At 48.8% G+C, this 24,549-nt stretch carries 27 protein-coding genes, 1 tRNA gene, 1 pseudogene and 1 other annotated feature (1 of these 30 running past the window's edge); of the genes and pseudogenes, 24 read left to right on the top strand and 5 right to left on the bottom strand.

The features are described from left to right. Window positions 1-142, bottom strand: a binding site (T-box leader); it reaches 86 nt to the left of the window's first position. Between the two features lie 187 nt (window positions 143-329). After that, a complete protein-coding gene (locus I8U18_RS04210) occupies window positions 330-2,483 on the top strand; it encodes an ATP-dependent helicase (RefSeq protein WP_198054947.1) in 2,154 nt (717 codons plus the stop codon). Window positions 2,484-2,519: 36 nt separating this feature from the next. Here I8U18_RS04210 and I8U18_RS04205 read toward each other — a convergent pair whose 3' ends face one another. After that, complete coding sequence (locus I8U18_RS04205) at window positions 2,520-3,014, bottom strand: inorganic diphosphatase (protein WP_198064506.1); 495 nt, start codon at window positions 3,012-3,014, stop codon at window positions 2,520-2,522. Window positions 3,015-3,168: 154 nt separating this feature from the next. Between I8U18_RS04205 and I8U18_RS04200 the strand changes: the two genes are divergently transcribed. Further along, window positions 3,169-3,510: a rhodanese-like domain-containing protein gene (locus I8U18_RS04200; RefSeq protein ID WP_198054946.1), complete on the top strand. Its 342-nt coding sequence runs from the start codon at window positions 3,169-3,171 to the stop codon at window positions 3,508-3,510. 130 nt (window positions 3,511-3,640) lie between these two features. On the opposite strand, the gene I8U18_RS04195 is transcribed toward I8U18_RS04200, so the two are convergent. Next, a complete protein-coding gene (locus I8U18_RS04195) occupies window positions 3,641-3,850 on the bottom strand; it encodes a ferredoxin (RefSeq protein WP_033101450.1) in 210 nt (69 codons plus the stop codon). A gap of 513 nt (window positions 3,851-4,363) precedes the next feature. Here I8U18_RS04195 and I8U18_RS04190 point away from each other — a divergent pair. Beyond that, on the top strand, window positions 4,364-4,954 hold the full coding sequence (locus I8U18_RS04190; protein WP_198054945.1) for a genetic competence negative regulator: 591 nt from the start codon (window positions 4,364-4,366) through the stop codon (window positions 4,952-4,954). A gap of 71 nt (window positions 4,955-5,025) precedes the next feature. Here I8U18_RS04190 and I8U18_RS04185 read toward each other — a convergent pair whose 3' ends face one another. Continuing rightward, complete coding sequence (locus I8U18_RS04185; RefSeq protein ID WP_198054944.1) at window positions 5,026-5,703, bottom strand: PIG-L deacetylase family protein; 678 nt, start codon at window positions 5,701-5,703, stop codon at window positions 5,026-5,028. A gap of 308 nt (window positions 5,704-6,011) precedes the next feature. Here I8U18_RS04185 and I8U18_RS04180 point away from each other — a divergent pair, with 308 nt between their 5' ends. Together I8U18_RS04180 and I8U18_RS04175 are read left to right on the top strand one after the other, a co-directional pair. Beyond that, on the top strand, window positions 6,012-7,295 hold the full coding sequence (locus tag I8U18_RS04180) for a Glu/Leu/Phe/Val family dehydrogenase (protein WP_198064505.1): 1,284 nt from the start codon (window positions 6,012-6,014) through the stop codon (window positions 7,293-7,295). Window positions 7,296-7,381: 86 nt separating this feature from the next. Further along, window positions 7,382-8,341: a YpdA family putative bacillithiol disulfide reductase gene (locus I8U18_RS04175; protein ID WP_309485173.1), complete on the top strand. Its 960-nt coding sequence runs from the start codon at window positions 7,382-7,384 to the stop codon at window positions 8,339-8,341. A 156-nt stretch (window positions 8,342-8,497) separates the two neighbouring features. On the opposite strand, the gene I8U18_RS04170 is transcribed toward I8U18_RS04175, so the two are convergent. Next, window positions 8,498-9,493, bottom strand: coding sequence for an asparaginase (locus I8U18_RS04170; RefSeq protein ID WP_304650700.1), 996 nt, complete (start codon window positions 9,491-9,493; stop codon window positions 8,498-8,500). A 76-nt stretch (window positions 9,494-9,569) separates the two neighbouring features. On the opposite strand from I8U18_RS04170, the gene I8U18_RS04165 reads away from it, so the two are divergent. The 10 genes and pseudogenes from I8U18_RS04165 to I8U18_RS04120 all read left to right on the top strand — a co-directional run bounded on the left by I8U18_RS04165 (window position 9,570) and on the right by I8U18_RS04120 (window position 18,462). Then, on the top strand, window positions 9,570-9,737 hold the full coding sequence (locus tag I8U18_RS04165) for a hypothetical protein (protein WP_181735418.1): 168 nt from the start codon (window positions 9,570-9,572) through the stop codon (window positions 9,735-9,737). Between the two features lie 181 nt (window positions 9,738-9,918). Continuing rightward, window positions 9,919-10,323, top strand: a pseudogene (locus I8U18_RS04160) (cell wall hydrolase); the annotation flags it as partial. Between the two features lie 14 nt (window positions 10,324-10,337). Continuing rightward, entirely contained in the window at window positions 10,338-11,684 is a 1,347-nt protein-coding gene (gene ypeB, locus I8U18_RS04155; RefSeq protein ID WP_198064504.1) for a germination protein YpeB, read from the top strand. A 303-nt stretch (window positions 11,685-11,987) separates the two neighbouring features. Then, on the top strand, window positions 11,988-12,656 hold the full coding sequence (cmk, locus tag I8U18_RS04150; RefSeq protein ID WP_033101443.1) for a (d)CMP kinase: 669 nt from the start codon (window positions 11,988-11,990) through the stop codon (window positions 12,654-12,656). 4 nt (window positions 12,657-12,660) lie between these two features. Further along, window positions 12,661-13,248, top strand: coding sequence for a lysophospholipid acyltransferase family protein (locus I8U18_RS04145; RefSeq protein ID WP_052154285.1), 588 nt, complete (start codon window positions 12,661-12,663; stop codon window positions 13,246-13,248). A gap of 99 nt (window positions 13,249-13,347) precedes the next feature. Next, on the top strand, window positions 13,348-14,496 hold the full coding sequence (gene rpsA, locus I8U18_RS04140) for a 30S ribosomal protein S1 (protein ID WP_033101442.1): 1,149 nt from the start codon (window positions 13,348-13,350) through the stop codon (window positions 14,494-14,496). Between the two features lie 268 nt (window positions 14,497-14,764). After that, window positions 14,765-15,388: a hypothetical protein gene (locus tag I8U18_RS04135; protein ID WP_033101441.1), complete on the top strand. Its 624-nt coding sequence runs from the start codon at window positions 14,765-14,767 to the stop codon at window positions 15,386-15,388. An 87-nt stretch (window positions 15,389-15,475) separates the two neighbouring features. After that, window positions 15,476-16,795 (top strand): ribosome biogenesis GTPase Der, encoded by a 1,320-nt coding sequence (gene der / locus I8U18_RS04130; RefSeq protein WP_033101440.1) that lies wholly within the window; start codon window positions 15,476-15,478, stop codon window positions 16,793-16,795. A gap of 34 nt (window positions 16,796-16,829) precedes the next feature. Continuing rightward, window positions 16,830-17,420 carry a glycerol-3-phosphate 1-O-acyltransferase PlsY gene (gene plsY, locus I8U18_RS04125; protein WP_081943908.1) on the top strand — a complete coding sequence of 197 codons (591 nt, stop codon included), beginning with the start codon at window positions 16,830-16,832 and terminating at the stop codon, window positions 17,418-17,420. 16 nt (window positions 17,421-17,436) lie between these two features. Further along, window positions 17,437-18,462 carry an NAD(P)H-dependent glycerol-3-phosphate dehydrogenase gene (locus I8U18_RS04120; protein WP_033101488.1) on the top strand — a complete coding sequence of 342 codons (1,026 nt, stop codon included), beginning with the start codon at window positions 17,437-17,439 and terminating at the stop codon, window positions 18,460-18,462. 270 nt (window positions 18,463-18,732) lie between these two features. On the opposite strand, the gene I8U18_RS04115 is transcribed toward I8U18_RS04120, so the two are convergent. Next, window positions 18,733-19,365, bottom strand: coding sequence for a hypothetical protein (locus I8U18_RS04115; RefSeq protein ID WP_198064503.1), 633 nt, complete (start codon window positions 19,363-19,365; stop codon window positions 18,733-18,735). 137 nt (window positions 19,366-19,502) lie between these two features. On the opposite strand from I8U18_RS04115, the gene I8U18_RS04110 reads away from it, so the two are divergent. The 9 genes from I8U18_RS04110 to I8U18_RS04070 all read left to right on the top strand — a co-directional run bounded on the left by I8U18_RS04110 (window position 19,503) and on the right by I8U18_RS04070 (window position 24,544). After that, complete coding sequence (locus I8U18_RS04110) at window positions 19,503-19,661, top strand: hypothetical protein (RefSeq protein ID WP_160173868.1); 159 nt, start codon at window positions 19,503-19,505, stop codon at window positions 19,659-19,661. A gap of 24 nt (window positions 19,662-19,685) precedes the next feature. Further along, on the top strand, window positions 19,686-20,408 hold the full coding sequence (locus I8U18_RS04105) for a hypothetical protein (RefSeq protein WP_033101437.1): 723 nt from the start codon (window positions 19,686-19,688) through the stop codon (window positions 20,406-20,408). Between the two features lie 116 nt (window positions 20,409-20,524). After that, the gene (locus tag I8U18_RS04100) at window positions 20,525-20,677 is read left to right on the top strand and encodes a hypothetical protein (protein WP_160173867.1); all 153 of its coding nucleotides are present in this window, start codon (window positions 20,525-20,527) and stop codon (window positions 20,675-20,677) included. A gap of 151 nt (window positions 20,678-20,828) precedes the next feature. After that, window positions 20,829-22,307, top strand: a complete 1,479-nt coding sequence (spoIVA, locus tag I8U18_RS04095; RefSeq protein WP_033101436.1) for a stage IV sporulation protein A — start codon at window positions 20,829-20,831, stop codon at window positions 22,305-22,307. 177 nt (window positions 22,308-22,484) lie between these two features. Beyond that, on the top strand, window positions 22,485-22,760 hold the full coding sequence (locus I8U18_RS04090) for an HU family DNA-binding protein (RefSeq protein ID WP_033101435.1): 276 nt from the start codon (window positions 22,485-22,487) through the stop codon (window positions 22,758-22,760). Between the two features lie 163 nt (window positions 22,761-22,923). Further along, on the top strand, window positions 22,924-23,490 hold the full coding sequence (gene folE, locus I8U18_RS04085; RefSeq protein WP_033101434.1) for a GTP cyclohydrolase I FolE: 567 nt from the start codon (window positions 22,924-22,926) through the stop codon (window positions 23,488-23,490). Window positions 23,491-23,576: 86 nt separating this feature from the next. Further along, a tRNA-Pro gene (locus I8U18_RS04080) sits at window positions 23,577-23,653 on the top strand. Window positions 23,654-23,750: 97 nt separating this feature from the next. After that, window positions 23,751-23,972: a trp RNA-binding attenuation protein MtrB gene (mtrB, locus tag I8U18_RS04075; RefSeq protein WP_033101433.1), complete on the top strand. Its 222-nt coding sequence runs from the start codon at window positions 23,751-23,753 to the stop codon at window positions 23,970-23,972. 83 nt (window positions 23,973-24,055) lie between these two features. Beyond that, window positions 24,056-24,544, top strand: a complete 489-nt coding sequence (locus I8U18_RS04070; protein WP_033101432.1) for a hypothetical protein — start codon at window positions 24,056-24,058, stop codon at window positions 24,542-24,544. The last annotated feature ends 5 nt before the right edge of the window (window positions 24,545-24,549 follow it).

Below are 24,549 nucleotides of genomic sequence, written 5' to 3'. Positions count from 1 at the left end.
GATAACGGGTCTGCCGTGCCAGCCTACTTCAAATTCAACCAGCCGCTCCGGAGTGCTCCACATCCGAAAACTTGCCGATTCGCAGCAACCATCGGCTCTCTGGGAAGTTTTCCGTGATGTTTGGCTCCATCATCGTTTTTCTACTCTGAAATTTGATAATTAATTTAGCACGGTAATGTATTTGTGTCAACCTGAAATTTTGAAAAAGAAGGGCAAGATTCGCTTCCTTGCAGAGGGGCCACCGGTTGAAAATTTTGTGTTAAGATATAGGTTGCCTTCAATTGAAAAAACGGAACGGAACACCTGAGGGAAAGGAGGGATTTGTTGCAATGATGAATGCGACAGTGAAAGAGATGATTTTAAGCGGGCTTAACGAAGAGCAATGCCGGGCGGTTACGGCTCCGGAAGGGCCGGTTGCCGTTTTTGCCGGGCCCGGGAGCGGAAAAACCACGGTATTGACGCGCAGGATTTTGTATTTGCTGGAACAGGGGAATTCAGCAAACCAATTGATGGTGGTCACATTTACCCGTGCAGCCGCGCGGGAGATGAAAGCGAGATTGGAGCAGATTGCGCCCGGACAGAGTAAAGAGATGTACATCGGGACTTTTCACTCGCTTTTTTTCCGTATGTTGCGGGAGAGCGGGGAGTTTCCGCCGCCATTGCTTGGCGCGAAGGAACAAGCGGGATGGATTCGGGAGATTTTGGGGCAGAAGGAGCAGCCTGCGGATGAAGAGACCATTGGTACATATCTCAATCAGATCGGCCTTTGCAAAGGGAACGCGATATTGCCGGGGCAATTAAAGGTGCAAAAGCAGAAAAATGTTTTATTTCGCGATGTTTTTTCCGCTTATGAAGAGAGGAAGCAAGCAGAGGGGGTATGGGATTACGACGATATTCTGCTCGCCGTTTACAGCCGGTTGAAGCGCCCCGGTTTCAGGGACTACTGGCAAAATCGCTTTCGCCATCTTCTGGTGGATGAATTTCAAGACATCAATCGTGTGCAATACGACGTTCTCATCCAGCTGGCTGCCGGGCACCGCTGCCTTTTTGCCGTCGGGGATGATGACCAGGCCATTTACGGATTTCGGGGAAGCGATCCCCGGTTTATGTTGAAGATCAGTGAGGATTTTCCGGAAGCGAGGCGAATTATCCTTACGGTCAATTATCGTTCAACAGAGGAGATTATTGGGCTCAGCGAGCGACTGATCAGGAAAAACCGTTTGCGGCAACCCAAAACGCGAATCGGGACGGGAAAAACGGGAACCCGCATCAACTGGTGGGAGCCGGAGGATGAAAACGATGAAGCCCGGCGCATTCTTCTCTGTTTGCGCGATGGAAAGGAATCGGCCATCCTGTTCCGCACCCTGACACAGGCAAGAGCGATTATCGATGAGTTGGTTCGCCGGAATATCCCTTTTTTTGTGAATGATGGTTCATACTCTTTTTACCGCCGCTTTCAGGTGCAGGATATGTTTGCCTATTTGAAATTGGCTTCCGACCCGAATGATCTCGATGCATTGGCGCGAATCATCAACAAACCGAAGCGATACCTGTTCGGCGAAGAATGGCTGGATGCTCTGTGGAATTTGGCGCGCAAGCGGAATTTGTCGTTGCTGGAGGCGTTGCCGCATCTGCCGGGTTTGGAGCCGTACCAGATCCGTTATTTCAAGGAGATGCGTGAACATGTGTTTTCGCTGAAAAACATGTCCGCTGCGGCAGCGATTCGCGCCATCCGTGAAACGATCGGGTATGATCGATACTTAAAAGCTTTTGCGCAGGAGACCGGTTCGGATCTCACCAGTTTGATGGAGCCGGCAGATGAGCTCTTGCTCGCCGCCGAGCCGTTTTCCGACGGACAAGCATTGATGGAGCATGCAAAAAAAGTGGAAGCCCGCCTGAAAATACCGGATGAGCAGGCCAAAGTGAAGCTGATGACGTTTCACCGTTCCAAGGGGTTGGAATTTGACCGGGTCTTTCTGATCGGTTTGCACGCCATGGTTCTTCCTCATTACCGGAGTCTCCAGGTTCCGGAACAGCGGAAAAACGCAGCCTGGGAGGAGGAACGCCGCCTTTTTTACGTCGGCATCACCAGGGCCCGGAAAGAATTGTATCTGTCCGCCAGCAAGACGAGGCAGGGAAAACGGAGTGGAATCTCCCCTTTTCTAAAGGAAATGGGCTTTGCCGGCGGGGAGGAATCAGATCGCGATCCGGTGCTGCAACCCAAACGGCTGCCGGAAGCGGCGGCATGGCGGCAAAGGAGCAGGGAGCAGCCGCAACTTCGCTTCAGCCATGAAGAGGTCGCACAGGGAATGAGGGTGAATCATATCAAATTCGGTGAAGGAGTCGTCACCGAGGTGGCGAGATTGGAAGGAGTTGCTCCCGGACGAAAAATCATGGTCCGGTTTGCGGATGGATTGCAGAGTCTTCATTATGAATTGTCAAGACAGCTGGGACTCATTGAACTGCATGCAAAAAAACCCTGACTTCCGTGGAGGCGAAGCCAGGGTTTTCTTGTTTTTTTATTTGTTTTGCTGATAGCGGTTTTGGCACTCGGCATACAGTTTGGCCGCAAAATCGGCATCTCTCCAACCAACGATGTTGGTTTCTTTTTTTTCCAGGTCTTTGTACACTTTAAAGAAATGCTCGATTTCGCTCAGAATGTGGGGCGGCACGTCATCGAGGCTGTTCACTCCGTTAAAGCGTGGATCATCCTCCGGAACGGCCAGCAATTTCTCGTCCGGACCTTTGTCATCGGACATGAGCAATACCCCGATGACACGGCTGGAGATCGCGCAGCCCGGGAAAGTGGGGAACGTGGTGAGTACCAGAATGTCCAACGGATCTCCGTCTTCGGCAAGGGTGTTTTCCAGATAACCGTATTCGGTCGGATAATGCATCGGGGAATAAAGAACGCGATCGAGGCGGAATACCCCTTTTTCCTTGTCAAATTCATATTTGTTTTGGCTTCCTGTGGGAATTTCGATGAATGCATCAACTACGAGGTTGTTTGCCATTCCACATCCTCCTAACTATGTATCCTTTAAGGGATAAAAATTACCTAACCCCCATTGTAGTCGGTTTTAGGCGAAGACGCAAATAAAATGACTCCGGAAAGTGCCGGGGGGACGGATTGTGTTAAAATGAAGGAAAAAAAGGTGAGAATGAGTAATGGCTAACCAAAATCCATCCCATATTTCTGCGGAAGAATTTGCCCGAAAGTACAAAAGCGGAGCCCTTCATCCCGATGAAGTGATTGATGTCCGCGAGCCGGAAGAATGGAGGATGGCCCGGTTGGAGAACTGCAAGTTTATCCCAATGGGATCCATTTCCGAGCGCATTCATGAACTGGATCCGGAGCAAAAAATATACGTGATGTGCGCACATGGGATTCGCAGCCTGCATGTCGTCCGTTTTTTGTCAGATCATGGCTTTGCCGATGTCGTCAATGTGGATGGCGGATTGGCGGAAGTGAGTTTGTATTTGGAAGAAGGGGATCTGCGTCAAGGATAGTGCGGTTTCTTTTGTGACAAAGGAGGGCGGGCTCGGGGAGGGAGGAAGCTCGCTTTCTTTTGCGACAAAAGCGAAAAAGCCACTCAGGGAACTGAGCAGCTTTTAGGCCATGGTTACTCTTCCGTGCTTTTTACTCTTCAACTTTAATGGAGTCAGTCGGGCAACCTTCTTGCGCATCGCGGACATCGTCCCACAGGTCTTCAGGGACATCGGCCGTTCCTGTGTTATCATCAAGAATTACATATGCGATTCCATCTTCATCATAATCATAGACATCCGGAGCAGTTGCACCGCAAGCTCCACATGCAATGCAAGTATCTTTGTCTACCCAAGTGCGCATAAGAATAATTCTCCTCCCATGAATATTCCGAATGAGCTAAGTCCACTTCCAACATCCCCATTTTAGAATGATTTGGTTAGAATTGCAAGGAGCAAACCATCCACAGAACCGAAAGTCAAGAGAATGGATGCATACCCTGAGGACATGAACGCATGATCATTTTTTCCTTCGTTTTCTTCCAGGCAAATCAGGATCAATGCGGCGATCACGGGAGCAGAGTGCTGCTTGACTTTCCCGGAAAGTTGATGCCTCTTGCGGGAGTGGCCAAGCATCAGTAAAATATTGACATGGAATGCGGGGAGATTTTCATTCAAGCAAATGAATTGAATGAAAACGGATCTTGTGCGTGGCCCCGGCATCATGATATGCTGTTTGCCATGCTTGGACTATGCAAGTACCCGCTTCTTTGTGTATGATATTCATAAAGAAAAATAGGAGACTTGACCTCGTAACAGAGCGTTTATTTTTCACATATCTTAGTATTGGGAGGTCTCCAGCGAGGGAGGGTAGGCCATGCGTGTCGAGCGTCTTGGGGGAGATAAAATTCGCTTCTTCTTGACCTTGGATGATCTCGCTGACCGTGGGATTGAGAGGGAAGATATGTGGCGTGATATCCCCAAAGTTCACGAGTTGTTCAATGACATGATGGAACATGCCTATCAGGAATTGGGCTTTGAAGTGGCCGGTCCGGTCGCGGTGGAAGTATTTGCCTTACCCGCACAGGGAATGGTAGTGGTAGTCACCCGTGGGCGTACATCGAAAGCGGAGGATGATTTTGAACATGATGAAGAACTGTATGAACTCGAAGTAACCATGGAAGAGACAGAAGATATCATCTTCCGTTTTGCCGACTTCGAAGACGTCATTCAGGCTGCGATGCGCATGAGTTCTCTCGTGAAGCAGGGCGGACGTCTGTACGCATATCAGAACAGATACTATTTGGTGTTTGGCCGTGATTTGGAAATCGATGATCTCCAAACCCTGGTGGCGATCCTTTCCGAATTTGGCGAGCCTTCTACCGTAACAGAACCCCTGCTGATCGAGTATGGTAAAACCGTGTGCGATCAAGATGCGATTAACCAAATCATTCGATATTTTGGATGAGATAAAAAACGCACCCAAAACAGGGTGCGTTTTCCTATTCATTCATCATGCTTGCAGGTGAATAAAAAAATTTATTTTTGTATAACTAATTGATAATATTCTTCGGAGCGCAACCGGGTCCAGTCACCTTCCAGGACGCCGGGAAAGGCGCGCTCGACGGAAAGATGTTGTGTTTTATGGGCTTTGAGCGCCTGGGCGATTTTGTCGCGATAAGCAGTAACGTCAATTTTCCTGGATACATATGCATCCGGAACTGTATGAACCGCTCTTGCATGCAACTTAGCAATTGATTCCGGAATGACAATATAGTAAAGTTTGGTAGGGAATGATATTTGCTCAACAGCGGCGAGTGTGGCTTTTTGAATCACTTTGTGATCTTGATGGCCGGAGATGCCGGACGGTGGAAAGGTAATCACGAGTTCCGGTCGAATCTGTTCGAGTACCGATCGTATATCCTCAACCAACCGTGAAAAGGGCTGATCTTTCAGCCGACCGTCTCCGAAATCACGCAGGATCAGGTTGTCGATTCCTAAGATTTGCGCCGCTTCTTGCAGTTCCTGAGTTCGCACGTGACCCAGTTCTTCTTTGCTGCAAACAGGAGGATTTCCCGTTTTTCCGGCGTCGCCGTGGGTTGCGCAGTACAGTGTTTGCTTTGCCCCCAGGGAGTGGAAACGAGCAATCGTTCCTCCGCAGGTAAAGGTTTCATCATCGGGGTGAGCAAAACAATAAAGAATGTTTTTTTCTGACATTTCCATACTTCCTCCTTGGGAAACGATCGAGCGGTTTGGGAACCCGGACTTATTTTCTCATATTTCTCGCTGTGGAGAAAGTAGCAGGTATCATTCGTGACTAGTCCGGCGAAATTTCGGTGTGGACTTAAGCAAAATCGGGAGGGGAGTGGTGTCCGTCTGACCGACCACGGGGAACGTGGGAAGGGAAGTGGAATACACGATCCGACCAGCAAACTTTTACAGAAAAGAGTTTAGATATTTTGAGGATTATTGTATACTGATAAATGTTTAACAGGCTTAGTAGTAATTTTTCTGAGGTGGTCAGGATGGAACAACAGTCAGTTGCAACAGGTCATCAACCGGATGAACAGGAAAATCTGGATGTCCTTGTTTCAACTCAAACGGTGATTAAAGAGGCGTTGGAAAAATTAGGATATCCTGAATCGGTTTACGAACTTTTGAAAGAGCCATTGCGTGTGTTAACGGTACGAATTCCCGTCCGGATGGATGATGGAACGGTTACCGTATTTACAGGTTATCGCGCTCAACACAATGACGCTGTTGGCCCGACCAAGGGAGGAGTGCGTTTCCACCCGGATGTAACAGAATCCGAAGTGAAAGCGTTATCAATCTGGATGAGTTTAAAAGCGGGGATTGTCGATCTGCCTTATGGCGGCGGAAAAGGAGGCATTATCTGTGACCCGCGCAAAATGTCCTTTCGCGAACTGGAGCGCCTTTCACGCGGGTATGTCCGTGCAATCAGCCAGCTCGTAGGGCCGACCAAAGATATCCCGGCACCCGATGTCTTTACCAATTCGCAAATCATGGCGTGGATGATGGACGAATACAGCCGTATCCGCGAGTTTGATTCTCCGGGGTTTATTACGGGCAAACCGCTTGTGCTGGGCGGATCCCGCGGGCGTGAAACGGCGACTGCCAAGGGCGTGACGCTCATGATCCGCGAAGCTGCGAAAAAACGTGGTTTAAACATCAAAGGAGCCCGCGTCGTGATTCAGGGTTTTGGCAATGCCGGAAGTTTCCTGGCCAAATTTATGCATGATGCGGGGGCGAAGGTGATCGGCATTTCCGATGCATACGGTGCCCTTCACGATCCCGACGGACTTGATATCGATTATTTATTGGATCGTCGCGATTCATTCGGTACGGTAACCAAATTGTTTAAGGATACGATTTCAAACCAAGAGCTGTTGGAACTTGACTGTGATATTCTGGTGCCTGCTGCTGTGGAAAACCAGATTACAGCCAAAAACGCCCATCGTATCAAAGCGGACATTGTCGTGGAAGCCGCCAACGGTCCGACGACTCTCGAAGCCACCAAAATTTTGTACGAACGGGGCATTTTGCTTGTTCCGGATGTATTGGCAAGTGCCGGCGGTGTGACTGTATCTTACTTTGAGTGGGTACAAAACAACCAGGGTTATTATTGGTCTGAAGAAGAAGTTGAACAAAAATTGGAAGACATTATGGTAAGGGCTTTCGAAAACGTCTACAATACAGCCAACAACCGGAAAGTGGATATGCGTCTGGCCGCGTATATGGTCGGCGTGCGAAAAATGGCAGAAGCATCTCGCTTTCGTGGCTGGGTATAGTATAATAAGAAGCAGTGTGAGAAGGACACCCTGTTTTTTCCGGGTGTTCTTCTTTTGTATCGCAGGAGGTGGCTGGATTGACAGATGTGATTATTGTAGGAGCAGGGCCTTGTGGCATTTCTGCTGCGATTGAGCTAAAAAAAGAGGGTTTCGAGCCACTGATTATTGAAAAAGGTTGTTTGGTGAATTCCATTTATCATTATCCTTTATCCATGACTTTTTTCAGTTCGGCTGATAAATTGGAGATCGGTGGCATTCCTTTTATTACGATCAATGAAAAACCGACCCGGCAGGAAGCGCTCGCCTATTTTCGCACCGTTTGCCGGGTGCATGAGCTGAACGTCCATACTTATGAAAAAGTGGTGCAAATGGACCGGACGGACTCCGGGTTCCGGGTGGTTACGGCAAAAAGGGATGAAAAGCGGGTTTATGAAGTGCCGGCGGTTGTGTTGGCAACAGGATATTATGACAATCCCCATCTTATGAATATACCCGGGGAAGAATCAGACCATGTCCATCATTATTTCCATGATGCCCATCCCTATGCCGATCAGAACGTTGTCGTCATCGGCGGGCGCAACTCGGCCATCGATGTGGCGCTTGATCTTCATCATGTCGGGGCAAACGTGACCATGGTTTACCGAAGAGAACAATTCAGCCCAAGTGTCAAAGCATGGGTAAAACCCGTGATTGAAGCAGCGATTGAAAAAGGAAGGGTCAAGATGTACTGGGGTTCTGAAGTGAAAGAGATCAAACCGAACAGCGTGGTCATCGAGCAGAACGAAAAGCAAATTGAGATCCCCGCGGATACCGTGTTTGCCATGACCGGTTATCGCCCCAACCTTGAACCGGTTCGGCGCCTGGGCGGAAAAATTGATGAGGATACCGGTGTTCCTTATTTAACGGAAGCGATGGAGACCACGATTCCCGGTCTGTATCTGGCTGGCGTGGTGGCAACCGGCCATGACTCGACCAAAATCTTTATCGAAAACGGCCGCCACCATGGGCGAATGATTGCTAGGGACTTGCGCAGAAAGCGTTCCTGAATGGCCGGGACAATCCGGGGATGTGTCTTTAAGCACCTTGCAAGAAAAGCCGGAAAACGCTGATGACCGACCACCAACATATTTTCACGGAATCAAGGCTCGGGAGAAACTGCATCTGCCGCGGGTAGGTGCAGTTTCTCTTTTTGTAGGGATAAATCATATTTTGAAGTAAGTTTCCAATTCGGTGCGATCATTGGTTACTTCAAGTGCCAGCATCAGTTTTATGCGGGCTTTCGGGCCGTTCAGCCCGTTGGCGAAGATCAGGCCCATCTGCTTTAATTGCCGGCCGCCGCCAATGTAATCATACGTATCCTGTACATAGCCATGATAGCAGCGGGAGACGAGGACGATCGGAATCTGTTTCTCCAAGGCCTGCTCTATTCCCGGAAGCATGGCGGGCGGCAGGTTTCCTTGGCCAAGCGCTTCAATGACGATCCCCTGATAGCCGCTGTCCACGGCCCAACGGATCATGGTGTCATCCATTCCGGCTGCGGCCTTGATCAATGCCACTTTCGCTTTTGGGGAGCAGAGGGGCAAGATTTTTTCGCGCGTCAGTTCGCGATGAAAGAGGATGTTCCTTTTTGTAATCAATCCTGCCGGCCCCAGCCCGGGAGATTGAAATGTGGCGACATTGCTAGTATGAGTTTTGGTCACCGTCTTGGCCGAATGGATCTCATCATTGAAGACGACAAGGGTGCCAAAGCCTTTCGCCTCTTCCTCTGCGGCGACGCGGACTGAATTTACCAGGTTATAGGGACCGTCGGCCCCCAGTTCATTTTGGCTGCGCATGGCTCCCGTAATGACGACAGGCTTATCGTTTGAGATGACCAGGTTCAAAAAGTATGCCGTCTCTTCAAGGGTATCGGTGCCGTGAGTGACGACCACTCCGTCAGCATCGTGTTGGAGCAGCGATTGAACCCGTTTGGCGAGGACATACATTTCGTGCGGGGTGATATGCGGACTGGGCAGGTTGAACAGGTGTTCCATTTCCACATCGGCAAATTGGTTAAGGAAGGGAAGCGTTTTTTGCAGCGCTTTCGGATCCTGCGGTTTGACACCTTCGGATTCGTCACTTTGCGACATTGCAATCGTTCCTCCCGTTGTGAGAACGATGATTTTCTTCATCTGTTGCGCCAACCTTTCTTGCTTCATAGTAAACCCGCCTCTATCGTATGGGACAGGGCATTCGCTGTCAATAATACGAAAAGAGGGAAAGGGGGAAAAGCGGATGAATGACAATGAAAAATACGTTGTCAATATTCATTGTAACCAGTGTGGAGAGCATTTTATCTTAAAAGGACGGATGCGCAAAGGAAAACTTGAGACGGGATTTAAGCGTTGCCTGTGCGACAATACCGGAGATTTTGAAATCCATAAAGAACCTTATCTCCCTTGAGGAAAGTCAGTCTCGGCTGCCGGGGTCAACCGACCCGGGCTTTTCTTTTTGCATAATCTGTGTTTTCCCCGCTCAAACTAGCAAAAGAATACGAAAGACGGAGGAAATGACAGTGAGAAATTGGATAAAGAGAGGAGTTATGACGGCCCTTTTCCTGGTGGTTGTTTTCGTCAGCGGAAGCGGGGGCGATTTTGTGAAAGCGGCAAATGCGGGAAATAGCAGCGGCGGCTTTTCCAAAAATGAAATTGACTTGCTGTCGCGCGCGGTTTACGGTGAGGCGCGCGGAGAGCCTTATATCGGTCAAGTCGCAATCGCAGCTGTTATTTTAAATCGGATGGAAAGTGAAAAATTTCCCCATACGGTAGCGGGGGTTGTATACCAACCGGGGGCATTTACCGCTGTAAGCGACGGGCAAGTTTGGCTGGAGCCGAATGAAACAGCACGAAAAGCGGTGATGGACGCGATCAATGGATGGGATCCGACCGGTGGTTGCATTTACTATTTTAATCCGGCCACGGCCACATCGAAATGGATTTGGTCCAGACCGCAGAAACTGAAGATTGGAAAACACATTTTTTGTGAATAAGGAGGCGTGTTGCCATGTACCGCAGGGTGGCGGCCATTCTTTTCCCTATTACATTAATTGCCTTCGTAGCCGTAGCGGCATGGGGGTATCAGGAACATCAGGATAAAAACTCCATCCTCATCAAAGCGGAAAATACGTATCAAAGAGCGTTTCATGACCTGAACAACCATATGGACAAGTTGCAGGGGGAGTTGGGCAAATCATTGGCGCTCAACACCCAAAAACAGGTTTCCAATTCGATGACCAACGTCTGGCGTCTGGCATATGACGCACAGAGCGATATCGGTCAATTGCCGCTTACTCTGATGCCGTTTGATCAGGCGGAAAAGTTCTTGTCCCGCGTCGGCCGGTTTGCGTACAGTGTCGGGATTCGTGATCTGAACAAACACCCCTTAAACGACAAAGAGTGGAAAACATTGCATACCTTGTATAATCAGTCCAAACAGGTGCGGGACGATTTGGCAACGGTTCAAGAAAAGGTTCTTGACAAAAACCTGCGCTGGATGGATGTCGAATTGGCGGTTGCCACAGAAGACAAAAAAATGGATAACACCATTATCGACGGTTTTAAATTGGTAAACCAGAAAGTGAAAGAATTTCCGGAGGTCGACTGGGGACCGAGCGTCAGCAACATGGAGGCGCATGAGCGGCAACGGGCCAAAAATATTTCCGGTGCCAAAATTACCCCGCAACAGGCGAAACAGATCGTGGCCAGAGCCTTTGGAAAACACTCAACCAAAGGGATTTCCGTTACCCTGAACAAGAACGGGGATTATGAGAGTTACAGCGTTTTCTACAGAGGTGCAAAAAATACAGATGTTCATACCGAACTGACAGCCAAAGGCGGCCACATGGTCTGGATGATCTACGACCGCCCGGTAAAACGGCAGAATCTAAGCATGAAGCAGGCACTTCGCCATGCCCAAAACTTCCTGAACCGCATCGGTTATGTTCATATGGTTCCGATTTCTCATGATGAAACGGGGAATATTGTGTCCTTCAATTTTGTTCACCGGGAAAACGGGGTTTACATTTATCCGGAAACCCTGGTGGTAAAAGTGGCGTTGGACAATGGGGAAATCATGGGATTGCAAGCTGAACAATATGTTTTCAACAAGATCAAACGTCCTGAAATAAAGCCGAAACTGACCAAAGCGGAGGCGAAGAAAAAATTAAACTCCCATTTGAAAGTGAGAAAAAGCAATCTCGCTCTTATTTACAATGACAAGGGACAAGAGGTTTTGTGCTACGAATTTTTGGGGCAAATTGATCAAATTCAATACCGCATCTTCATCAATGCGTTGGACGGAAGCGAAGAGATGGTCGATCGCATTGAAAAGGCCGACGCGGATCAAATTTAAACTTTTAAGTGGGCCGATATAATAAAATCGGCTCATTTAATTGTTTTCATTGCAACTGTGACAAAATTATGTTATTCTTTAAACAGGTTTTCCTTGCTCTTGAGATACAGGGCTAGTTCTAATTTCCTATATCTCCGTGTAAAAAAGGAATACATAGCGCGAGATTGGCTGAAAAACAGGGTCGAGTTTTTCGATAGGGATTGTACTTGAGATCGATGGAATCGAATAAAGTAAACCCAATCGAGCAGGCACGGCCTGCTCTCGCCATTTTTTATCCCGTTTTAGGAAGGACTTACGGGCTTTATGAAACGTTTTTTGGTAGCAATCGACGGACCGGCTGGCGCCGGAAAAAGCACAGTGGCTCGTCAGGTAGCCAAACGTTTGGGGCTCGTCTACATCGATACTGGAGCGATGTACCGGGCACTGGCATGGAAAGCGCTTCGGGATAATATCCCGTTGCAGGATGAAGAATCCGTCACCCGGTTGGCGGAATCGCTCACGTTTACCCTTCATCCAAAAGGAATTTCCATAAATGGGCAGTATCTTTCCCATGAAATCCGGACACCGGAAATTTCGGCTGCGGCCTCCACCATTGCCCGCATGTTAGGGGTACGAAGGGTGCTGGTGAATAAACAGAGGGAGATTGCCGAAAAACAAAATGTAGTGATGGACGGACGTGACATCGGCACAAACGTGTTGCCGCACGCCGACTTGAAAATTTTCCTTACGGCTTCCATCGAAGAGCGGGCAAAGAGACGCTATAACGAGATGAAAGCCAAAGGATTGCCTGCAGATCTTGAGCAGTTGAAAAAAGAGATACGCGAGCGCGATGACCAAGACCGTACACGGGAGCATGCCCCCTTGAAACAGGCGGATGATGCGCTGCTCCTCGATACGACCCATCGCAGTATTGCGGAAATTGTTGAAAACATTCTGCAACTTTGTCGTAACAAATTGAGCAACAGGGAGTAAGATAATGTTATATGCTTCATTGCGTATAGCGGTTCGCAGCTTCTTTTCCTTTTTCTATCGTTGGAAAGTGGAAGGAGTTCATCATATTCCCAAAGAAGGGCCTGTGGTTATTTGTGCCAACCACATAAGCAATCTTGATCCACCGCTGTTGGGAGCTGCCATGGATCGGAGAATCCATTTCATGGCCAAACAGGAATTGTTTCGCATTCCCCTCTTCTCTATGTTGATCCGAGTGCTGGGCGCATTTCCGGTCAAGCGGGGCAGCGGGGACCTGCAAGCTCTTAAACAGGCGCTTCGTCTCTTGCAGGAAGAGAAGGTGCTGGGGATTTTTCCTGAAGGAACCAGATCAAGGGACGGAAAGCTTGGTAGAGCGCATACCGGTGCGGCCCTGATTGCCCTCAGAGCAGGAGCACCTGTCGTTCCGGCAGCGATTATCGGGCCTTATCGCTTATTTCGACCCGTGAGGATCATATTTGGACAGCCAATTGAAGTGACTTCCCCGGCCCGGGAGAAAATCGGGATGAAAGAAGCTGCTGCACTTACTGATCGCATCATGAATGAGATTAAACAAATGATTGATCAACATCGGTAATTAGATCATCAGAAAAAGGAACAATCATGAACCTTTTTCACTCTGATCTTATATCATAAAGGATTTTAGATTGTTTGGAGATTGAGGAGGGGCTCGTTTATGACCGAAGAAATGAAATCTGAATTAACGGAAGTTACCACTTTGCAAGTGGGCGATGTATTGAAAGGGAAAGTCGTCCAAGTGGAAAACAATCAGGCTCTGGTTGATGTGGGATACAAGTTTGAAGCTGTATTGCCCATTTCCGAACTGTCCAGCTTGCATGTTGATCAGGTGTCTGACGTTTTAAGCGTCGGTGACGAAGTGGAAGTGAAAGTGCTGCGCATCCGCGAAGACGAAGACAAACTGATCGTCTCCAAAAAAGCGGTCGACGCTGAGGCTGCCTGGAGCGAACTGCAACGCAAATATGAAACAGGCGAAACACTGACAGCAACCGTGGCGGACATCGTCAAAGGCGGTCTGGTCGTCGATGTGGGTGTGCGCGGATTTATCCCGGCTTCCCATGTTGAACGCCATTTCGTCGAAGATTTTACGGATTACAAAGGCAGGGAACTCACTCTGAAAGTGATTGAAATCGATCCGGAGAAAAATAAGCTGATCCTCTCCCACAAAGCGGTTTTGGAAGATGAGTTGAACCGTAAAAAAGAGGAAACGCTTGCCTCGCTGGAAGAAGGGCAAGTGCTGGAGGGAACGGTTCAGCGCTTGACCGATTTTGGTGCATTTGTGGATATTGGCGGCGTTGACGGACTGGTTCACGTTTCCGAACTGGCTTGGCATCGAGTGGAACATCCGGCGGATGTGCTCAAAGAAGGCGACCGGGTAAAAGTGAAAGTACTGAAAGTAAACCGCGAGCAGGAACGGATCAGCCTGAGCATCAAAGAAACGCAGGAAGGTCCGTGGGAGCAGGTGCAAAAACATATTCAAATCGGCGATGTCGTAACCGGGAAAGTGAAACGCCTCGCATCTTTCGGCGCATTTGTTGAGGTATATCCGGGTGTGGAAGGTCTGGTTCACGTATCGCAAATCTCCCGGCGCCATGTGGCCACTCCGGCTGAAGTGCTGGAAGAAGGTCAAGAAGTGCAAGTGAAAGTGCTCGACATGCAGCCCGAACAAAAACGGATCAGCCTGAGCATGAAGGAAGTTGAACCGGAAGAGTTACGCGAAGAGGCTGAGCAATTCGAGAATCTTCAATCCTCCGGTCTCAATGTAACCTTGGGCGATGTTTATCCCGAGCTTCGCAAATTGAAATAATCGGAAATTCTTTGCAACGGACAGAGGATAAGGCGGAGAAGAGCCTTTTCTCTGTCCTTTTTTGCAGTGATGTTGGTTGCTGTTCGGGTGTGGCGCCAGGACTTTCGCAATTTTCAGTAGACTGCACGACTTCACATCCATCGCTCCAGATCGGGAGAACGGAACATGAAAGTTTCTGTCCCAATATTTTACTCCTCCACCATTTGCAAAAACGGCTGAAGGCAAGGGGAAACTATAAAAAATCATTCGGACAGAAAGGGGGAAGAAAGTGGAAGCCGGGATATTGGCACTTTTATGCCTGGCCGTCTTGTCGATTCTCGTTTGTACAGGTTGGTTGCCGGGTTTGGAACAGGAATTATCCCTCGGCAAGCGCGATCTTTTCATTTTTTTGGCGCTTTCTTTCTGGTTTGCCATCCGACTTCCCCTGAGCATGGATCCGGCCCTTTTTATTCATCCGGGAATCTTTTCTTTATTTCTTCTCTTTTTTATATTGTTAAAACAAATTTCCCCGAATCGTCTGCTGAGCTTGGTCAGTTTCTCCATCTGCACGAGCTCGATTCTGTTTATTTGGCATGAAATGTTCAGAATGAGCGGGGATTGGTCTGATTCTCTCTTTCGCACAGTCACATCAACGGTGATTCCATTGGGGGCCTTAGCCGTTTCCAATGTTCTGGGAGAGAAAATGTTTTATCTGGCGTTCACCTTCCTTTCCTTGCATTTGATTGTGCTCTATTTTCACAGGGAAGCGTTAAGTCCCGTTGTCATCGGGGAAGAGGCTTTTTTGGACGCGTTTTGGTTGGCTTTGACGATCTTTGTTCTGCTGCTCGAGCCAATTCCTTCCCTTGTGCGGTGGATCAGGGAAGGAGGTTTTCCGGGGATCAGAAAGCGTTGACGGTTGCCTCAGCGAACATTTATGGATAAGATTAGGTATGACTTTACTCTATTACTTGAAATATTGGTTAAAAAGCGAGGATTATGTATGAGTCTACCAGTTGTAGCGATTGTCGGAAGACCCAATGTGGGGAAATCAACCATCTTCAATCGATTGGCAGGTGAACGGATCGCGATTGTAGAGGATCAGCCGGGGATCACCAGAGATCGCATTTATTCGCGGAGCGAATGGAACGGCCGGGAGTTTCACCTGATTGATACCGGTGGATTGGAATTCGGCGAACAGGATGAAATGATGGATCACATTCGCAACCAGGCGGAATTGGCAATTGAAGAAGCCGATGTGATTGTGTTTGTCGTCGACGGCCGGCAGGGGATTACAGGGACGGATGAAGAAGTCGCCCGCATGTTGCATCGCACCAACAAACCGGTAATCGTGATGGCCAACAAGATCGATGACATCAAATACGCCGACAATGTATATGAATTTTACCAATTGGGCTTTGAGCATGTGATTGCCGTATCGTCCATTCACGGGACGGGGACCGGGGATCTGTTGGATGAAGTCGTCCGGCATTTTCCGGAACCAAGTGAAGAAGAGTATGATGAGGATACCATCCGTGTCTGTCTGATCGGGCGGCCCAATGCCGGGAAATCTTCTTTGGTCAACGCCCTGCTCGGGGAAGAACGGGTGATCGTCAGCCCGGTTGCCGGCACCACGCGCGATGCGGTGGACACACCGTTTGAATTTGAGGGCCAATCCTATGTTTTGATTGACACGGCGGGCATCCGCAAACGCGGAAAGGTGTATGAATCGGTCGAAAAATACAGTGTCTTAAGAGCGATGAAAGCGATTGAGCGCTCAGATGTTTGCCTGATTGTCATCGACGGGGAGCGGGGGATTGCCGAACAGGATAAACGGATCGCCGGCTATGCGCATGAAGCGGGAAAAGCGTCGGTTTTTGTGATAAACAAATGGGACGCGGTGGAAAAGGACGAAAAAACAATGGATCGCTTTAAGCGCAAGATTCGCGATGAATTTCAGTTTATGCACTATGCCCCGATTCTCTTTGTTTCCGCCAAGACCAAAAAACGGGTACATCAGATTTTGCCGATGGTTTCCGAAGTGGCGGAACAGCATGCGATGCGTGTGCCGACATCGGTTTTGAATCAGGTTATTCAGGATGCGATGGTCACCACGCCGCCCCCTTCGGAAAAAGGGCGCCGTTTTCGTGTGCAATATGTGACGCAAGTGGCGGTAAAACCCCCGGCGTTTGTGTTGTTCGTCAATGATCCGGAGCTGTCGCATTTCAGTTATTTGCGTTTTTTGGAAAACCAATTGCGCCAGGCATTTCCGTTTCAGGGAACACCGCTTCGAATCATCATGAGAAAGAAAAACAAATCGTAAGCAGAAAGCAAAATGAAATGGGGAGAGGTTTTTCGTGTTTTCATTGTCATGGTTGATTCCCGTTCTTATCTCTTACTTACTCGGTTCAATCAGCTTTAGCTTTATTCTGACGAAATTGTTGAAGGGAGTCGATATTCGCGAGTACGGCAGCGGAAACGCCGGGGCGACCAACACGCTCAGGGTTTTGGGGAAAGGGCCCGCAGCAGCGGTGTTTCTGCTCGATGCCTTAAAAGGAATGGCTGCGGTTGGGACGGGCTATTTGGCTGACCACCAGAATCAGATCTTGATGATGGTATGCGGGATCGCCGCGATTATCGGACACAACTGGCCCGTGTTCTTGCGGTTTCGCGGCGGGAAAGGGATTGCCACTACGGTGGGGGTCACCGTATTGCTCGTTTTCTATGCTGCTTTGATCGCAGGTGTTCTCGCCATTTTGTTCATTGTCATTACCCGTTATGTATCTTTGGGATCGCTCATTTTTACCGTGATGATCCCGCTTGTGATGCTTGTGCTTCACTTTCCTTATTCATTGACGCTGCTCACGTTGCTGATTACCGCCATGGCCGTCTGGCGGCACCGGCAAAATATTGTCAACTTGATCAAAGGGCAGGAACGGAAGATTTAAAATGAGGGAGAAACAAATGAAACGGAAAATCGCGGTACTTGGAGCTGGCAGTTGGGGAACCGTTTTGGCAAAAGTGTTGGCGGATAACGGCCATCAGGTGGAGCTGTGGGCCCGGCGGGAAGAGCTGGCGGCGGAGATCACCCTGAAGCATACCAATGAAAAATATCTGCCCGGAATCAAGCTGCCTGCTGAGCTTACGGCTACTTCTTCGCTCGCAGAAGCGCTTTCCGGCAAAGAAGTGGTCGTTTTTGTTGTTCCTTCCCATTCCATGAGGGAGATTGCCCGCGAGGTTGGCGGATTGATCGCTCCCGGCGCCTTGGTTGTTCATGCCGTCAAAGGATTTGAGATCGATACTTGGAAACGGATGTCGGAGGTTTTGCTGGAAGAGCTGGGGGAATCATTTGCGGAGCGGATCACGGTTTTGTCCGGGCCCAGTCATGCGGAGGAAGTGATCAAAAAGTGCCCGACGACCGTTGTGGTCGCCTCTCCCGGCCAAGAAACGGCGGAGCAAGTGCAGATGATGTTTATGAACCGGTATTTTCGCGTCTACACCAATCCCGATGTGATCGGGGTTGAGGTTGGCGGGGCGCTCAAAAATATTATTGCTCTGGCTTCGGGTCTGGTGGATGGTTTGGGTTTTGGGGATAATGCCAAAGCAGCGCTGATGACCCGGGGATTGGCGGAAATCGCCCGCCTGGGGTCCGCGATGGGAGCGAAGCCGATCACGTTTGTCGGATTGGCAGGCGTCGGCGATTTGGTTGTGACTTGTACAAGCAGGCACAGCCGTAACTGGCGGGCCGGCCATAAAATCAGCCAGGGAAAAAAATTGCCGGAAGTTTTGGCCGAGATGGGGATGGTCGTTGAGGGCATCAAAACCACCAAGGCTGCTCATGCTCTGGCCCGGCGCTATGATGTGGAGATGCCGATCGCGGCACAGTTATATGAGGTTCTGTTTGCCGGAAAGGAACCGGCATTGGCGGTGAAAGAGCTGATGGGGCGGGGACGGACAAAAGAGTTGGAAGAGATCGTGCAAGGTTGGTAGCGTTTGGGCTTTTTTGCCTGTTGCAAGCCGTTTGTCAGCTTCATACTCTATAATAGCTTCAATCATTATCCATAAACTTGAGCACTGAAAACAAGGACAGGGGAATCAGTTGTGGCTTAAGTAAAGGATAATGACCCAGCCTTTCCTCCGCCTGAAAGGGCGGGGGTTTCTTAACGGATTTTCGGGAGCAGCCAGGACGTCCCTGAGCAAACGTTCCGGCGGTTCCCATTTGCCAAAAATAAAGGTAATGCCCAAAACGAGGCATTACCTTTATTTTTTTGACCGAAACAAGTTGGACATCATTTTTTGGAAAAGGGGCGAACGAATGATATTCATGATCTGCCCGATACTCATGTTTTGCAATAAAGGGGCAAACGGGATTCCCGGCGCTTCCTGTGACCGCCGGTTCTCATCAAATGGCGGCTGGATGACGGGAATGTTTTCATCAGGGTCGGCCGGGAAAGGACTGCTTTGATTTGTCTGCCACCCAGGAGGGGGATCGGGATTTCTTCTAAACGGTGGTAACATTCCCCGCCGGCCGGTCGGTGCGCCCGGATTCCTGCCGAAGGGCGGCAACAGGGGGAAGCGGCCTCCTCCCCTTCTTCCGGGGGCCATCATCCGGGAAGTCATCGCTAAGATCTGATAAGCTGAATCCATCATATTCTCCATCTTTTGTAACGATGTATTCAACTCCTTGATGGTGGAGCGAAAGGTCATAAACCCGTTCAATATTTTGGCGATGTTGATGGACGAAAGCTGGGATAAAAGAGAGGGTGATGTTGTGGCAGAGGATTTTGTTTTGCCCGGAGTGCCCGGGGATTTCGCCGGTAATTTTGAGCCGGTTCCTTTCTTTATGCTGCTCGGTTTTTTCCGGGAAGCGGTTTTTGGTATTTTCGTGCTCACTTGGCTTCCTCCATTCAGGCATTAGTCCATTTATCCTATGCATGAATAACGCCCCCGAACTGAGTCAGGTGTCCCGGCTCTTGGGTAGGCGATTGTGGATTTGCTATACTGATGGAGATGAGAAGGAGGGATGCCCGTTGGATCTGATGATCATTTTGTTTCTGCTCGTCCTGATCAATCTGTTGATTGCCATCGCCAGGACATCGTCAAAAAAATGGCTCAGGGTCAGTTTGAATTCCGTGTCCTTTGTATTGCTGTTTGTATCTCTCTTGTTTGTTCTTCGCATGTTTTTGTGATCCAAGAAGCAGGAGGAGATGGATGTGGACGTTTTGTTGCGCAGGCTAAAATGGATCAGTCTGCTGATGATGACTTTTTTGCTTTCCGGGTGTATGTATCCGCAAGAGCGCCAACAGCAGCTCGATAAACTGGGGGAGCAGATTGCCACTGTCCAGTCGGCAGTATTGGCGTATCAACGGGAGCATCGCTGGTTGCCTTATCGTTATACAGAGGATGAATACAAACTGACAACAAAATATAAAGTGAATTTTCAGGAGTTGCAGGGCGGGTATTTGGCGGCGATCCCCCCGTCGGCATTTGAAGAGGGAGGACCTTTTATCTATGTACTGATCGATGTGGAAAAGAAACCGACGGTTCGGCTGTTTGATCTGCGCGTCAATGATGAAGTGGAAAAAGTTCAGCCCTATGTGACCGGCTATCATTCCAAGTACAAAAAGTGGCCGCTGGGACAAAAGATTTCTCCTCACTTTTTTACGATTGATTATGAAAAGTTGGGCATCAGCCCGGTGATGGTTCCCAGTCCCTATTCCAGCACGACACTGCCGCTCATCATGGATGATCAGGGCAAAGTTTATGTCGATTACCGGACAGATGTGATGCAAAAATGGCAAATGTCGAAAAATAAACCGGATGCAAACCAGGATCTGCGCCTGTGGATCGCGGAGGATTCATTCTATGTTCCTGCTTTTTCACCAGTGATGAAGATGAGAAATAATGAACCGGTATTTGTTCGGCAATCCTCCTAGCATACAAGGAAAAGTACTTACATAAAATGAAGAGACGGGAACGGGCTTCATGATCCAGGTCACGTGGAGAAGAAGCCCGGTTTGCTCTCTCCCGAACTGGAAAAGGGGTGAAATCGATGCTGCAAAGTATTTGGTTTCATCTCGTGGTAATCCCCGGGATTTTTTTGCTGGGCAGATTGTCTGCCACTGTGAAAATCGCCGGGTTTCGTGCGAAAAAGGTGCCCTCCCGCATGAAAAACGTGACAACTAACGAAAAAGAGACTGTGTAGGGTGGTTTTCACCCTGTTTTTTTTCATAAAGACTCATATTGGGAAGGTGCATTCATATATTAGTAGTGTCCAAGGTAAGGTCCGGGAGGGAGGGGTAGCCTTCGCACCGGCGACAGATCCAGCTGAGGGAGATCTTGAAGGAGGGAATTTCGTGGAGAAAGTAGATATCTTGCGAGATATTGCAGAGCGAACAGGAGGAGACATCTATCTGGGTGTGGTCGGTGCGGTGCGCACCGGTAAATCAACATTTATCAAGCGCTTCATGGAACAGGTTGTGATACCCAATATCGAAAATGAAGCGGATCGGACCCGGGCTGTCGATGAACTTCCGCACAGTGGTGCTGGGAAGACGATTACCACCATCGAACCGAAATTCGTCCCCAACCAGGCAGTGAAAATCCATGTGGACGAAGGGCTGGAGGTAAATATCCGCCTCGTTGATTGTGTCGGTTACGCGATTGAGGGGGCAAAGGGATATGAAGATGAAAACGGCCCGCGCATGATCACCACACCCTGGTTTGAAGAGCCGATCCCGTTTCAGGAAGCGGCTGAAGTGGGAACGAGAAAAGTGATTCAGGAGCATTCCACCGTCGGAATTGTGATCACCACTGATGGAAGCATTACCGACATCCCGCGGGCATCTTATGAGGAGATTGAAGAGCGGGTTGTCAATGAGCTGAAAGAAGTGGGAAAACCGTTTATTCTGCTGCTCAATACTACCCAGCCCTACAGTGATTCCGTACGGGAATTGCAAAGTGAGCTGATCGAGAAATACGATATCCCGGTTCTTCCGGTCAGCGTCGCCAGCATGACCGAAGAAGAAATCCTGGGCATTATGAAAGAAGTCCTGTATGAATTCCCGGTTCACGAGGTGAATGTGAATCTGCCGAGCTGGGTAATGGTGCTGAACGAAGATCACTGGCTGCGTCAGGAATTTGAAAATTCCGTCCGGGAAACGGTGAAAGACATCAAGCGATTGCGCGATGTTGACCGGGTTGTCGGGCAATTTTATCAATATGATTTTATTGAAAAAGCAGCTTTGGCCGGGATGGATATGGGGCAGGGAATTGCGGAGATCGACCTGTATGCGCCGGATGAACTGTATGATCAGGTGCTGACAGAAGTCGTCGGGGTCGAAATTCGGGGAAAAGATCACTTGCTCGAGTTGATGCAGGAGTTCAGCATTGCGAAGCGGGAATATGACAAAGTGTCCGAAGCGCTGAAAATGGTGCGTACGACCGGCTACGGTGTTGCTGCTCCGGCATTGGAGGAAATGTCGTTGGACGAACCGGAATTGATCAAACAGGGAAGCCGGTTTGGTGTGCGTTTGAAGGCGACGGCCCCTTCCATTCACATGATCAAAGTAAATGTGACCTCCGAATTTGCACCGATCATCGGTTCTGAAAAACAGAGCGAAGAACTCGTTAATTATCTGATGCGTGACTTTGAAGTGAATCCGCTGAAAATTTGGGAATCCGATATTTTTGGCCGTTCGTTGAATCAAATCGTGCGTGAGGGAATTCAGGCCAAATTGTCGATGATGCCGGAAAATGCGCGATATAAGCTGCAAGAAACATTGGAGAGAATCATCAATGAGGGGTCTGGAGGATTAATCGCGATTATATTGTAAAGATTTGCAAAAGCGCGTCCCCGGCGCTTTTTTTATTTGAAATGCGGAAAATCGCAAAGATTCACTTGAACTTCCCATAAGTCTATATTAGTATAGGAGTGTCCCACGCATTGAAACCTGCTTTCTCCCCTTTTATAATAGGGAAAGAGCCGTGGATTTGTTTACGGAGGTGTGATGATGAACAAAACGGAACTGATCAATAAAGTAGCGGAAGCTACTCAAATGACCAAAAAAGACGCTGCAAAATCCGTTGAAGCAGTTTTAGATGCGATTACCGCAGCTCTTCGTGAGGGTGACAAAGTCCAACTCATCGGCTTTGGCAATTTTGAAGTGAAAGAGCGTGCCGAGCGTAAAGGCCGCAATCCGCAAACGGGTGAAGAAATCACGATTCCTGCATCCAAAGTACCTTCTTTCAAAGCCGGTAAACAACTTAAAGAAGAAGTAAACAAGTAAGCAGGATTGAATGGATCTCGGGACTACATAAATACCTGCAGAAAAAGGCCTCTTTACGAAGGGGTCTTTTTCGTTTTTGCGATTGAGCCGTGATTATTTGTGGTATAATGATTCGAGATAAAAATTGATTTCTTGCTTTACTGCAGATGAGGATGGAGGAACAATGATGGTTGATCATCGAAAAATTGAAGAAGCAGTGCGCATGATTTTGGAAGCGATTGGCGAAGATCCGAACCGCGAAGGTCTAATCGATACACCGGCACGTGTAGCCCGTATGTATGAAGAAATTTTTTCCGGACTGAAAGAGGACCCGAAGAAACATTTTTCTGTCATTTTCAGTGAAGATCATGAAGAGCTTGTCCTGGTGAAGGATATCCCGTTCTTCTCCACCTGCGAACACCATTTGGTTCCTTTCTTTGGCAAGGCGCATGTTGGATACATTCCCCGTGGAGGCCGTGTAACCGGATTGAGCAAACTGGCCCGTGCCGTTGAAACCGTCACCAGGCGTCCGCAACTTCAAGAACGCATCACCTCGACTGTGGCTGACTGCATCGTGGAGAAGTTGGATCCGCATGGTGTAATTGTCGTGGTGGAAGCTGAACATATGTGCATGACGATGCGCGGGGTGAAAAAACCGGGCTCCAAAACAATCACCTCCGCTGTCAGAGGTGTATTTGCCGAAGACGCGGCTGCTCGGGCGGAAGCGCTTAGCCTTATCGGATTAAAATAAAATTTTTAATAAACCTCTTGACACTTTCCCTTACCCGTTATATACTCATAATTGTCATCAGGCGATGGCAAAAAGTTGATACTTGACGGGCTATGGCGCAGCTTGGTAGCGCGCTTGCATGGGGCGCAAGAGGTCGTCAGTTCAAATCTGGCTAGCCCGACCAAAGGAAAGACTCTTCCTCATGGAAGGGTCTTTTTCTATGCATCTGTGTATTTATTCTATGTTAAACTATGTCTGAATTGAATTTGGGAGGGATTTCTTTGCAAGGATCTCATGCTGATTATATTGTGATTAAAGCCAAGGAAAATGGCGTCAATGTAATCGGATTGACCAGGGGGAAGGATACGCGCTTCCACCATTCCGAAAAACTGGACAAGGGTGAGGTCATGGTCGCGCAGTTTACAGAGCACACCTCAGCCATCAAGATTCGGGGCAAAGCGGTGATTATCACTCCTTTTGGCCAAGTGGAAACAGACAATTGAAAAAATGTCCCCGCCGGTCGTGCATGTTTTCCGGCTCGCACCGATACAATGGTGACAAGAGATCGGTGTAAGGGGAGATATGCGTGAAAACGTTCGCAATCCGGATGATGATGGCTGTCTTTGCCGCCGCTTTTCTGGCCGCCAGCGTGTCCGTTTTCCCGCTCTTCTACCAGAAGAAAGAGAATAAAAAGAGGGAAATTCCTGTTTTCAAATCCTCAAGTAAGCAGCTGCGAGCCGAGAATCTGGTTGATTTTATTAGGGACAGGCATTTTCAATTAACAGTGAAGAAAGTTGATTTGCAAAGGAATTTCCTCTTTTTGGAGCTTTCTCAGGAAAGAGTGAAAGAACCATTGATGTACCAGGAGATTTTGGCGTTGCTGAAGGCGGCGTTTACAGAAACAGAAAATATTGATCAAGTCCGCTTGTTCGTGCATCGGAATGACGGGGCGGACTTTTTGCTAACCGCCACCAGGGAAGAATTTAACAGAGATCCGGGACAGAAAAGAGCTGAAAAACAGCCGCCGGAGAAATATCTCAAATCGATGTTTCACGTGATCACATCCCCTGAGTGATGGAA

The sequence above is a fragment of the Thermoactinomyces sp. CICC 10522 genome, assembly GCF_016055075.1.
Lineage (GTDB): Bacteria > Bacillota > Bacilli > Thermoactinomycetales > Thermoactinomycetaceae > Thermoactinomyces_A > Thermoactinomyces_A daqus.
The sequence above is the reverse complement of the archived record's forward strand: the minus strand, read 5'-3'. Positions and strand labels throughout refer to the sequence as shown.